13 protein-coding genes are annotated in these 12,736 nt (G+C 38.0%); 9 read left to right on the top strand and 4 right to left on the bottom strand.

Going from position 1 to position 12,736, the window contains the following annotated elements:
* Positions 1–96 precede the first annotated feature (96 nt).
* Complete coding sequence (gene surE / locus NE363_RS05300; RefSeq protein ID WP_174724179.1) at positions 97–864, bottom strand: 5'/3'-nucleotidase SurE; 768 nt, start codon at positions 862–864, stop codon at positions 97–99.
* 102 nt (positions 865–966) lie between these two features.
* On the opposite strand from surE, the gene NE363_RS05295 reads away from it, so the two are divergent.
* From NE363_RS05295 to NE363_RS05255, 9 genes are all read left to right on the top strand, one after another.
* Complete coding sequence (locus NE363_RS05295; RefSeq protein WP_004700154.1) at positions 967–1,338, top strand: MCR_0457 family protein; 372 nt, start codon at positions 967–969, stop codon at positions 1,336–1,338.
* Between the two features lie 147 nt (positions 1,339–1,485).
* The gene (locus NE363_RS05290; RefSeq protein WP_004700152.1) at positions 1,486–1,896 is read left to right on the top strand and encodes an MCR_0457 family protein; all 411 of its coding nucleotides are present in this window, start codon (positions 1,486–1,488) and stop codon (positions 1,894–1,896) included.
* A gap of 126 nt (positions 1,897–2,022) precedes the next feature.
* Complete coding sequence (dacC, locus tag NE363_RS05285; protein WP_004700150.1) at positions 2,023–3,171, top strand: D-alanyl-D-alanine carboxypeptidase PBP5/6; 1,149 nt, start codon at positions 2,023–2,025, stop codon at positions 3,169–3,171.
* Positions 3,172–3,260: 89 nt separating this feature from the next.
* Positions 3,261–3,806: a gamma carbonic anhydrase family protein gene (locus tag NE363_RS05280; protein ID WP_086496886.1), complete on the top strand. Its 546-nt coding sequence runs from the start codon at positions 3,261–3,263 to the stop codon at positions 3,804–3,806.
* Between the two features lie 120 nt (positions 3,807–3,926).
* Positions 3,927–4,415, top strand: a complete 489-nt coding sequence (locus NE363_RS05275) for an NUDIX hydrolase (RefSeq protein WP_004700146.1) — start codon at positions 3,927–3,929, stop codon at positions 4,413–4,415.
* Positions 4,416–4,419: 4 nt separating this feature from the next.
* The gene (gene mnmA, locus NE363_RS05270; RefSeq protein ID WP_004700144.1) at positions 4,420–5,553 is read left to right on the top strand and encodes a tRNA 2-thiouridine(34) synthase MnmA; all 1,134 of its coding nucleotides are present in this window, start codon (positions 4,420–4,422) and stop codon (positions 5,551–5,553) included.
* 13 nt (positions 5,554–5,566) lie between these two features.
* Positions 5,567–6,301 carry a high frequency lysogenization protein HflD gene (hflD, locus tag NE363_RS05265; RefSeq protein ID WP_004700142.1) on the top strand — a complete coding sequence of 245 codons (735 nt, stop codon included), beginning with the start codon at positions 5,567–5,569 and terminating at the stop codon, positions 6,299–6,301.
* 55 nt (positions 6,302–6,356) lie between these two features.
* Positions 6,357–7,745, top strand: coding sequence for an adenylosuccinate lyase (gene purB / locus NE363_RS05260; RefSeq protein WP_019457723.1), 1,389 nt, complete (start codon positions 6,357–6,359; stop codon positions 7,743–7,745).
* Positions 7,746–7,825: 80 nt separating this feature from the next.
* A complete protein-coding gene (locus NE363_RS05255; RefSeq protein WP_068933585.1) occupies positions 7,826–8,461 on the top strand; it encodes a DUF2238 domain-containing protein in 636 nt (211 codons plus the stop codon).
* 51 nt (positions 8,462–8,512) lie between these two features.
* Here the strand turns inward: NE363_RS05255 and blp2 are convergent, their stop codons facing one another.
* From blp2 to sohB, 3 genes are all read right to left on the bottom strand, one after another.
* The gene (gene blp2 / locus NE363_RS05250) at positions 8,513–10,696 is read right to left on the bottom strand and encodes an Ig-like repeat protein Blp2 (RefSeq protein ID WP_445535965.1); all 2,184 of its coding nucleotides are present in this window, start codon (positions 10,694–10,696) and stop codon (positions 8,513–8,515) included.
* A gap of 194 nt (positions 10,697–10,890) precedes the next feature.
* Positions 10,891–11,508, bottom strand: coding sequence for a cytochrome b/b6 domain-containing protein (locus NE363_RS05245; RefSeq protein ID WP_347913559.1), 618 nt, complete (start codon positions 11,506–11,508; stop codon positions 10,891–10,893).
* Between the two features lie 133 nt (positions 11,509–11,641).
* Entirely contained in the window at positions 11,642–12,604 is a 963-nt protein-coding gene (sohB, locus tag NE363_RS05240; protein ID WP_019457719.1) for a protease SohB, read from the bottom strand.
* Positions 12,605–12,736: the final 132 nt, after the last annotated feature.

The following is a 12,736-nucleotide window of genomic DNA, read 5'->3' as shown; positions in this document are numbered from 1 at the left end:
GCTACAAATCATTTCGGCTAAGAGTACCAAAAAAGTAAGAGGAAACATGTTCCTCTTTTTCTTTATTCACAAAGTTATAACATTTGGCCCAGATTATTAGCCCAGACTTGCCTGCAAATCTTCTAAAACCGCATAGTTTGTTGCATCCATCTGAATTGGAGTTACGCTTACAAAACCGTTCGCAACCGCAAAAAAGTCAGACTGAACTTGGCTGGCAATACGCTGTGGGTCCGTAACCGCTTCACCTGCTAGACCAATCCAGTAAACCTGTCTTCCTCTTGGGTCAACATGACTTGTAATTGGTTTAGACTGAGCACGACGGCCTTGGTAAGTAATCTGAGTCCCTTTAAGCTGTGGCACATCTGGAATATTAATATTAAAAATATGTCGCGGCGGTAGTGCAGGTAAACCTTTGGCAATAAAGTCATGCACCCATTTGGCTGCTTGAGCATAATCATCTTTATGGTTGTATGAGCGTACATCCGACCCAGCCAAAGAAACCGCAATTGCAGGTTGTTTCATTAAGCGGCCTTCAAATGCAGCACCGACTGTTCCCGAGTACAGAACATCGTCACCTAGGTTTGCACCACTATTGATTCCACTCACGACCAAGTCAAATTCGAAATCGAATAGACCATTCATAGATAAATAAACGCAATCCGCTGGTGTTCCATTCACAGCCCACACATCTTCGGCAATTTGAATAGGACGTAAAGGACGATCAAGTGTTAACGCACTTGAAAAACCACTTCTCTCACTTTCTGGAGCAACCACGACAACACGGCCTAATGGTTTTAACGCTTCAGCTAAAGCTTGTATACCTGGTGCAAAGACACCGTCATCATTCGCAATTAAAATATTCACTAAAAATCTTTCTCGACAAATAAACCCGAAGGTTTTCTCAATTGAATTATTTGTTGAATTATATATATTTATGCCTCCATAGCATTATAAAATTGTGAAAAAATGAAAACTTTTGCTCCTTTTTTTCAAGTATTGGGGATCAGTATCACATTGTGTACACAGACGGTTTTTGCTGATGAGGGTATCTCGACACAAGAAGCTGATAGCTTAATTAAAGATGACATTGCATCTACTCAAGTTTTACAAGAAATTTGCCCGACTTTTGTTGGTGCAAATAAAAATCTTGAAACCAATACTAAAAAGATTATTGCAATGTACCTTGGCGGTTATTCCAATAAATCAATCACCTTCTCTGCATTGCAAAATGATTCAGAATATAAAACCCTGCTAAATGAAGCTCGTCAGGCGGCAAAAGAAATGGATCACCATGAACAACATGAGCTTTGTGAAGAAGTGGTAAATTACAAAGACTAAGCCTATTTCACTCGATATGCTTTTCTTTAAAAGGTTTTCTGTTGATGTAAAGCAGAAAACCTACATAACAATACATTTTTTCCATTTTTTTAGCCCTTAAATTGTTTAAGCTATCGGCATATTTCAAATTTTTGTTTCAGGTTATCCATGTTTATGAAAAAAAGCTTAGTTCAATCTCTTTCTGTTGTTTTACTTATGACAATGGCAACAGTGGGTTATGCTGCTGACAAGAAAAAACCAACTGAAAATGAAAATGTTGTTGAAGTTACCCCAAATAAAGGCACCACCCCAGAAGAGTTAGCAGCAATTCAGGTACTTTCTGAAATTTGCCCAAGTTTGATTGGCAAAAAAGATGCAGAATTTGCTCAAGGTTATGAACGTCTTGTAAAAGACTATTTGCCAAATGAAGCAGACCCAGTTGCAGCTTTAGAAAAACGTACAAAAGACAAAAGTTTCAAAAAAGTCTTAAAAGAAGCGCGTAATGATGCAAAAGCTGCTGGTAACGAGCAAAATACGTTAGTTTGTCAAGACGTAAAAGCTTATCAATCGCAAAACTAAATTAGTTAAAAACTCTCTAGTTACAATACTGTTCGAAAAAGCCGACTTCCCCCATAGAAGTCGGCTTTGCTTTGTCCTAAAATGCTAGGTTCTTCTGCTTCATACAAGATATTGGAATTACCTAGAATGACTCGAAAAAGCGCTATTGCTGCACTCCTCCTCTTACCAAGTTTTTCTTATGCAGCAACTGTCTTATCAGCTCCGCCAGAATTAAATAATAAGTCTTATGTATTAATGGATTACGAGACAGGACAAATTCTTGCTTCTAAAAATGAAAATGAAAAGCTTGCTCCTGCTTCTATGACTAAAATGATGACAAGCTACATCATTGAACAAAAACTATTAAAAGGTGAACTTACCGAGAATGAAAAGGTTCGTATGAACGAATCTGCTTGGTGTAAAGGCAGTAGTTCCGAATCATGTATGTATGTTCCATTAAATGGTACAGCAACTGTTTTAGAGATGCTTCGAGGTATTATCATCCAGTCTGGTAATGACGCATCAAAAGCAATGGCTGAACATATTGCTGGAAATGAAGGTACTTTTGCTCACCTGATGAATCAGGAAGCAAAACGTATTGGCATGACCAATACACAATTTATGAACTCTACGGGTTTACCTGCAGAAGGCCATTATTCAACCGCAAAAGATATGGCAGTTTTAGCTCAACATATTATTAAAGATAGCTCAAGATACTATCCAATTTACTCTGAGAAAGAGTTTACATTTAACGGTATCAAACAAGGTAACCGTAATGCTTTACTTTACACAGACCCAAGTGTTGATGGCCTAAAAACAGGTCATACCGATGAAGCTGGTTACTGCTTAACAACTTCAAGTAAGCGCGGCCCAATGCGTTTAATCTCAGTTATCTTTGGTACCAATAGCGTTAATGAACGTGCAAACCAAACACGTGCATTGTTGTCTTGGGGTTTTGCAAACTTTGAAACTGCAAATGTTCAACCTGCAAATCAAGTTCTTGCGAAAGCTAAAGTATGGTTTGGTAAAGAAAATGAAGTTCAAATTGGTTTAGCAGAGAACTTTAACGTTACTATGCCTAAAGGCAAAGCAGGCGGTATCAAAACTCAATTGGTTGTTCAACCAAATTTAAATGCGCCTCTTCAAAAAGGCCAAGTGGTTGGTAAACTTGTTGCAAGTTTAGATGGCAAAGTCATTGCTGAAAAACCTTTAGTTGCATTAAAACCTGTTGAAGAAGCAGGCTTCTTTGCACGTATGATCGACCATATTAAACAATTCTTTAGCAACTTATTCTAATTTTAGAGTAGTTGGATTAAGCACTCATGCTATTAGCTTGAGTGCTTTTTTATTTTATAATTTGATTAAATTTTATTTTGATACTTCTTATGACAAAAAACATCCGTCCCTATTTAGATCATCATCCACAAATTGATCCAAGCTGTTACATTGATGATATGTCAGTGGTTGTTGGTGATGTGAAATTGGCCGAAAATGTTTCAGTTTGGCCTTTTGCAGTCATTCGCGGAGATGTAAATAGCATTCAAATTGGTAAAAATAGTAATGTACAAGACCATTGTATGTTACATGTCAGCCATAAAAATGATGCAAAACCCAATGGTTCCCCGCTTATTATTGGTGAAGATGTGACTGTAGGTCATCATGTTACTTTACATGGCTGTACCATTGGTAACCGCGTACTAATTGGTATCAATACCGTTATTTTAGATGATGTTGTTATTGAAGATGACGTGATGATTGGTGCAGGCAGTTTAGTTCCACCTCGTAAAGTCTTAAAAAGTGGTTATTTATATGTTGGAAGCCCTGTACAGCAAGTACGTCCTCTAACTGAAAAAGAATTGGCATTTTTACCTTATTCAGCAAGACATTATGTAAAAGTGCAAAACAACCATAAAGATACCCAAACAAATTAAAATGTACTGAGTTTTTTCAAACGATAGCGTTTTTACGATCCTCTATCGTTTGTAAGATCACCGTAGCCAAAAACCCCTAAATTTCGTATCATACGACTTTTAAATTCATGGTGCTTTTTTATGGCCGCATGGACTCCTCATGTCACTGTCGCTACAGTCGTAGAAAAAGATGGACGCTATCTTTTTGTTGAAGAACATAGCGAAGGTTTTGTACACACAGTGTTTAATCAACCTGCTGGTCATGTGGAATGTGGTGAAACGCTAATAGAAGCTGCCATTCGTGAAACTCTTGAAGAAACGGGTCATCATGTTGAGATAGATGCTTTACTTGGCATTTATACATATACCCCACCCATGTTTCCGGATCGGACTTACTATCGCTTCTGCTTTTTAGCGCACGTCACTCATGTCGAAAGCGACCCTAAACTTGATACAGGTATTGTTTCTGCTGTCTGGATGACTCTAGATGAGCTTCAAGAATCTGCCCGTGCTCGTAGCCCTTTGGTGATTAAAGCCCTTGAAGATGCTATAAAAGGTCACCATTATCCTTTAGCTCTTATTTATGAGCACCCTTTTTCTCCCTCATTAACTTCACATTTGGATGCCTAGTCCTATGCAACAACGTGTCATCGTCGGTATGTCTGGTGGCGTAGATTCATCTGTTTCTGCGGCGCTTTTACTTCAACAGGGTTATCAAGTTGAAGGTCTTTTCATGAAAAACTGGGAGGAAGATGACGGCACGGAATACTGTACAGCAATGGAAGATTTAGCCGATGCTCAAGCAGTAGCTGACAAAATAGGTATTAAACTCCATACCGCAAACTTTGCTATGGAATATTGGGATCGTGTATTTGAACTTTTCTTAGCTGAATATGCCGCGGGCCGCACCCCAAACCCAGATATCTTATGTAATAAAGAAATTAAGTTCCGTGCATTTTTAGACCATGCCATGACTTTAGGCGCAGATTTTATTGCAACAGGTCATTATGCTCGTCGTGCTGAAACTGCTTATAACTCTAAAGGTGAAGCATATGCACCTTTATTACGTGGTTTAGATAACAACAAAGACCAAACTTATTTCTTGCATGCAGTGCATGGCCGTGAAATTAATAAAACCCTATTCCCCGTTGGTGAAATTGAAAAGCCAGAAGTGCGTAGAATTGCCGAAGAACTGGACTTAGCAACGGCGAAGAAAAAAGATTCAACTGGTATATGCTTTATCGGCGAACGCCGCTTTAATGACTTCCTTAAACAATATTTACCCGCTCAACCAGGTAAAATCGTGCTGGATAACGGTAAAGAAGTTGGTGAACATCACGGTCTGATGTACTATACGCTCGGTCAGCGTGGCGGTATTGGTCTTGGTGGACTAAAAGGTGCAGCAGAAGGTGCATGGTTTGTACTTCATAAAGACCTTGCCAACAACCGTTTAGTTGTAGGTCAAGGACATGAACACCCACTTATGCAAAGTACTCAGCTTTGGAGTGAGTCAATTGACTGGGTAGCTGGAGAACAACATATTCCGACTGAAGGATTACGTTGTACTGCCAAAACACGCTATCGCCAACCTGATCAGGCTTGCACAGTGTTTATTGATGAAAATAGTGAACACGGTATTCGTGTTGAGTTTGATGAACCTCAACGCGCAGTCACACCTGGCCAAAGTGTTGTATTTTATTCGGATGAAGTTTGCTTAGGCGGGGGTGTGATTCACCATACAAATGCCCCTACACCAGATTTTATTTAAGGGAATGGATGGCATGGTGGAGTTACCCTTTCAACAATCACAAGCCTTGAATGTTCGCCAAAACCGTGCCCTTGCTTTGGCTGGGGTATTCCAAGCGACCCAGCTTACGCATATGACTGCCATGACTGGACAACAAAGTATTGGTGAAAGCGGTAATTTCTATTTTGAGTTATTAATAAAGGCGAGTTTAAATATTCGTCCTACAATAAATAATAATAATGTTCAGACTTTAGATTTTTTTAATCAACTGGCTGATATTTCATTAGGTCTTAAGACACTCGAAAATTGTATTACTCAGCCTTTTACCAATGCGCCTAAATCTCGTTTGCCTAAAATGCGTAGTGCAAAACTTCCCATGTCTTATGCGATGTCACTTTTGCAATTAGAAAAAAAGGTCTATAGCAATCCTGAATATGTAGCGATTATTGAAAAAGCACAGCAGAAAATTTTAAAACAGCTTTCTTTTTTCGATAATAACTATTTACACCCAAGTATTTTAGCCAATTTGGCGCAAACCTATGTAGATACCGCTGGGCAAATTAATCCACGTATTCTTGTTCGTGGTAATGCTGAGGCATTTAAAGATACCAACCATACTAACCGTATTCGTGCTTGTCTGTTTACAGGGCTTCAAATGGCTCATTTATGGCGACAACTCGGCGGTAGTTCATGGAACATGATTTTTAGCAAACGTAAATTGCTACAGGATATTCAAGCACTTGCTCGTTTACAGTACCAAGTTATCTAACGCTGTAACGAGATTATTTTTTGTTTTATGTTTATTCCAGCATTAAGGAATCGTTATGAACGCTTTAACCGCACTATCACCATTAGATGGACGTTATGCCAGCAAATGTGATGCGCTACGCCCTTTTCTTTCTGAGTTTGGTTTAATTCATGCTCGTGTCACTGTAGAAGTGCGTTGGTTACAAGCGCTTTCTAACCGTCCAGAAATTATTGAAGTTGCTCCTTTCTCAGCTGAAACAAATGCAGCTTTAGATGCAATCGTAAGCAACTTCTCTGAAGAAGATGCGAATCGCATTAAAGAAATTGAGCGTACAACTAACCATGACGTAAAAGCAGTTGAATATTTCTTGAAAGAGAAAATTGCTGGTATTTCTGAATTACAAAATGCTGGTGAGTTTATTCACTTCGCTTGTACATCAGAAGACATCAACAACTTGTCTCATGCGCTTATGCTTAAAAACGGTCGTGAAGTTTTGGTATCAAGCATGAAGCAAATTTTAAATGCAATTTCTGCTTTAGCAACAACTCATGCTGAACAACCGATGTTGTCTCGTACACATGGTCAAACTGCTAGCCCAACAACTTTGGGTAAAGAAATGGCAAACGTTGCATATCGTTTAGCTCGTCAAATCAAACAGTTTGAAAATGTTGAGTTATTAGGCAAAATCAATGGTGCGGTAGGTAACTACAATGCTCACCTTTCTGCTTACCCAGATGTTGACTGGGCTGCTCACGCACAAGCTTTTGTTGAATCTTTGGGTTTAACATTTAACCCATATACAACTCAAATCGAGCCACACGACTACATGGCTGAGTTGTTTGATGCATTACGTCGTTACAATACAATTTTGATCGACTTTAACCGCGACGTATGGGGTTATATCTCTTTAGGTTACTTCAAGCAAAAACTTAAAGAAGGCGAAGTTGGTTCTTCAACTATGCCACACAAAGTTAACCCAATTGACTTTGAAAACTCTGAAGGTAACTTAGGCATTGCAAATGCAGTGTTGGCTCACTTAGGCGAAAAATTACCAATTTCTCGCTGGCAGCGTGACTTAACTGACTCAACTGTACTTCGCAACATGGGTGTTGGTTTTGCTCAAAGCTTAATTGCTTTTGATGCTTGCTTAAAAGGTGTTGGTAAACTTGAGCTTAATGCAAACCGCTTGAATGAAGATCTTGACCAAGCTCAAGAAGTTCTTGCAGAGCCAATTCAAACAGTTATGCGTCGTTATAACATTGAAAAACCATACGAGAAGTTAAAAGCTTTAACTCGTGGTCAAGCAATGACTCGCGACATGATGGTTGATTTCGTAAATGGTAACGAACTTGCTCAAGTACCAAGCGAAGAGCGCGCTCGTTTAGCTGAGCTTACTCCTGCAACTTATACGGGTAATGCAGCTGAACAAGCAAAACAAATTAATGACTTAATTAGTAAAATCTAATTAGAAAGTTAATCAAAAGCGAAGCCTAGGCTTCGCTTTTTTATTACACTAATACCCATCAAAATAAAGTTTTCCATAAAATGATCGAAAAAAAATTTCAACTTAAACACTATATTGCAATCAGCCTACTTTTGATTGCCATTATTGTTTCAGGTATCAATCCTCTGGAGTTTGAAGCTTACTTACTTCATCAATCCGGCACTGTTTTAATGCTGATTTTACTTTTTATTATTTTCAAAAAAATTGGTCTCGATTTTTTAAGTTTTTGTTTTTATTTACTGTTTCTTTTAATCCACGTAATTGGTGCTCATTATCTGTATTCATACGTTCCGTATAACGACTGGATTCAGCACATCTTTCATTTTAATTTAGATGAATACATGGGTTGGTCTCGCAATATGTATGATCGACTTGTGCACTTTTCATATGGTGCTTTGCTCTACCCTCTTATTTATCGCGTTTTTCAAGTTTGGTTGCCGACTGCACGTCCGTTTTCCCTATTTTTACTTGTAGTTCAATTCGTGATGGCATCGAGTGTTTTTTATGAACTGATCGAATGGCTCATTGCTATTGGCTTATCACCTGAACAAGCTGAAAATTATAATGGGCAACAAGGCGATATGTGGGATGCTCATAAAGACATGTTACTCGCCACAATTGGATCAATTGTTTATGGAGTTATTACTCTTATAACAACACCGAAAATCAAAAATTAGCCATAAATAAAAAGCGCTCATTGAGCGCTTTTATATTTTACATAGAGTCTTTTAAACAACCGGATAAGTCTGTTCTAAAATATTTTGCAAAGGTGAAGAAGTCGTATTTGGTAAAATTTGATCAAGATTTATTGTCTGGTCAACTGAAGTATTTACATCAGTTTGTTCAGGTGCTTGTGTAGGCTTTAATGCAGTCGATGCTAAAAGCTTTGCCACTGGATCTGAGTCACTCGCAGAAGAACTTTTCAATAAATCATCTATAGGAACAGTTTTCTGCTGGGTATTGGTCTCAGGTGTTGTATTTTGTGCGACTTTTAAAGTACTCAGTCCAACACTATCTGCTACAGCTGGTTCATGTGTACCCAACGTATCTACTGAGGCATCAGCTAAACTTGCAGTTTTCGGTGCAACTACATAAAAGATAAATGGAGAGCTTGCTTCACTCGTAAGCCCTGCCGCATCAGTTTGAGTCAAAGTAATGCTATGCTTACCCAAAGCTAAGTCTTTATCAAATGTAAATGTCCATGATTTACCAGTTGATACAGTCACTACTCCAATTGCAATACCATTATCATAAATCGTAAGCGTCGCATTTGCCTCGCCTGAACCTGTAAGTTTTGGTCTAGCATCATCCGTTTCTGAGCCAGATCCAATAGTGCCTTTTACATCACCAACATCATCTTCTGCGCTATTTAATATAGGTTTTGTTGGAGGAATAGTATCTTTTGTACCCACAATATCGAAGCTTTCAGACCGGTTTCCAGCATTATCGATGGCTGAAACAGAACCATGATTGTTATCAGTTAATGCTGGTGAAATGCTAATAGTAAATTTTCCATTCGCATCTGCTGTTCCACTACCAATAACCTTACCTGTCACATCTTTTATTTCAATTTTGGCATTTGCTTCGGCTGTACCAGTTACCGAATTACCATCTGCATTAATTTGAGCAGTTGGTTTATCAGGAGCAATCGAATCAAAACCTGGTTTAATTTCGATAGGCTTGGACGTATTACCAGCTGCATCCTCAACAACTACTGTCCCTTTTTGAGACTCTTTTAAAGCAGGTGAAAGCGTAATTTGAAAGTCACCTTGGGCATCCGCCATGCCAGTTCCAATGACTTTGCCATCTACATCTTTAATTTGAACTTTTGCATTTGCTTCGGTTTTACCATGTATTACCGACCCTTCTTTGTTAACTTCAACAAAAGGTGAAGCTGGGGGTACAGTGTCTTTACCCGCAATAATTTTAACTTCTTCAGATTTATTACCAGCAGCATCTTCGGCAACTACTTTGCCTCCGGCTTCACTAGTTAATGGTGGAGTAATTTTTAAAGAATAAATACCATCTTTATTTGCAAAAACAGTTCCTAATACTTTGCCAGTGGCATCATAAACTGTGATTTTTGCATTTGCTTCAGCCTTACCAGTTACCAATGTTCCATCATCGTTCAATTGAGCCTGTGGAGCATCTGGGGCAATTGTATCTTTTGTTCCTGTTACAACAGTCGCTTTTGAATTATTTCCAGCTCCATCCTGAGCAATAACATTTAATTTATCACCATTCACGAGTGGCTTATCTAATTTAATCGTGTAGTTACCACTTGCATCTGCAACACCTGATGCAACCGTATTGCCTGCGGCATCTTTAAGATAGATTTTTGCATTCGCTTCAGTTTTACCAGTCACTGTTACGGTATCATCAGCAAGCGTAGCTGTAGGAGCAGCAGGTGCGATTAAATCAGGCGTACTTGATGAATCCTCCTTATCATCTTTCTTAAAAGCCCAAAGATATAGTCCTTCCGCAGCTAAAACTGCTAGACCTGCTTTAAGTACGCTTCCCATTGAAAAACTTGGATCACTATCAACCGCGATGTTTGCAGCGGCTGGACTAGTACTGCCGTAACCTAAATCTGTAACGTGATTTAAGCCTTTATAGTCGATTACTTTACCTTGGGCATCGAATTGTGCTTCAACAAATTTTCCATGTTCAGTCGGAAAAACAAGGGAATGCTCTGTTGTATTTGTTGCTTCATTAAAGAAATTTTCTAAGACAATTGTCTCGCCATTCTTTAAGTGGATGACTAGGCGCCCCCCCTGTTTTTCCATCGATGCAATATCTTTTTGACTGATACCAATTTGAATGATCGTAGGTTGATTCAAAATTACTTTATTGAGCTGACCATCTTGCAGAACGTCCAAACCCTTTTTGGATGCTACAATTATTCTTGTCATTATTTCCTATCCTGAATTTCAGTTATATTTTTAAATGTTTAACTTTTTAAATGAGTCATCTAAAAGCTATTTTATTGTTGCCTAAAATATCAAAATCACTTACCCATCACAATTCAATAAGTATATTTATCAATAATATTTTTTTTCTTTCCATTCAAAATATAACTAAACAGGACAGACATAAAACGTATATATTACATTCCTAAGTAAAAGTAGCTAAATGCACCTATAAGGACTAAAACAAATAAAGTCATATAATTCGTTATTTTCTTATCAGCAAGTGTCATCTTAAGCATAGTCCAACCCTGAAAGCGTTTCGCAAGTATGCTATTTAAAACAAGTGTCGAAAGATGCACGATAACCAAAGCTAAAAATAAGTTTGCGAAAAATGAATGTAAGTCTCTCAAAGAATAAGTAAAGTGCTCTGTTCCGTATCCAAGTGCTACAACAACAGGAATGAGTATGAAAATAAATACAATCGAAGCTTGAAATAGTCCAATGCTGAACAGTTGAATTGAATTTTTCGAAAAAATACTTGCTGAATTTGCATGACTAAATGATTTTTTAATTGCATTGAATGCCATACTGCTCCGCTTTTTTATGCCAAATGGTGCGCTATTTGAAACACGCGGACTTAAAAAATGCCAAATAACTCGTATGGTAATACTGATGAGAAGTATATAACCAAACATCATATGCACTTGATGTAGGTCTTCATTATCGCCTGTAAAGTAAGCTCCAGTAAAAGCAATCATAATAATGATGTGTAAAATTCTTATGAGAATATCAATATGCGACAAAGTCTTTGACATCACCAAACTCAAAACTTAGGAATTAACTCCTACTTTGGCAATTGAAACTTAAACAAATATTAAGCAAATTCTTTTAATCATCGATATAAAAAGAGCACCCATTAAGGTGCTCTTTCTTTTATAAATATCTTAATTAAAATTTTGTATCACGCATTTGAACTAGCGTTGAATTCGCTTTTGCCAAAGTGTCTGCAACTTTATTCATTACGGCTGGAATCAGGCTATCTGCCATTTGAGCAGCTTGTAAACCCAACTTTTCACCCAAAGTTGCTTTCTTGCGTGTGTTGATCACATAGACATCATGCTGAGGTAATAAAGCTAATAAATACTCATCAGATGTTTCTAGTTTATCTACAAGGTTTAAATCAAGCGCATCTTGTCCATACCAATGCTCGCCTGTAGCAACTTTGTCTACATTCAGCTGTGGACGATACTTCTCTACAAAGTGCTTAAATAAGACATGCGTTTGTTGTAGCTCTTCTTCAAACTTAGCTTTCCCTTCAGGCGTATTTTCACCAAACATGGTCACAGTACGCTTATATTGCCCTGCTGTATAAAGTTCGAAGTCAACGTTATGCTGTTTTAAAAGACGATTGAAATTTGGAACCTGAGCAACGACACCAATAGAGCCAACAACAGCAAATGGTGCAGAAATAATTTCATTGGCAATACAAGCCATCATATAGCCGCCACTTGCAGCAACCTTGTCGACACAAATTGTTAAATGAAAACCTGCGTCACGCAAACGAACCAACTGAGCTGCTGCCAGTCCATAACCATGAACCATACCACCAGGACTTTCAAGGCGTACCACAACACGGTCGCGTCCGGCTTTAGCCGTTGCTAAAATAAGTGTGATTTCTTCACGAAGATTTTCAACCGCAGATGCCTGAATATCACCTTTAAAATCTAAAACAAAAATTTTCTGATTGTTCTTACGGCGGATTTTAGCTTCTTTCGCAAGTTGTTGAGCTAATTGTAAAAGCTCTAAACGACTTGCTGTAGTTTGTGCAATTTTTTTTCTCTGTTCATTTACACGTGCATTTAAATGGCTGACACGTATTTCCGCAGGGAGTTTAGGCAAATGGAATAACATAAAATTCTATGCTCATAAGTTTGTCTTTATAGCCTTAAGATGTGGTTCTTTTGATTAAAATTCAATAGCGATTTTGCAAAATAGATTCATTTTCATTTATTAAATAAAAAAAAGAGCACAAGGCTCTTTTTC

The organism is Acinetobacter sp. G18, from assembly GCF_052660225.1.
This window is presented reverse-complemented; position numbering and strand designations above follow the sequence as displayed.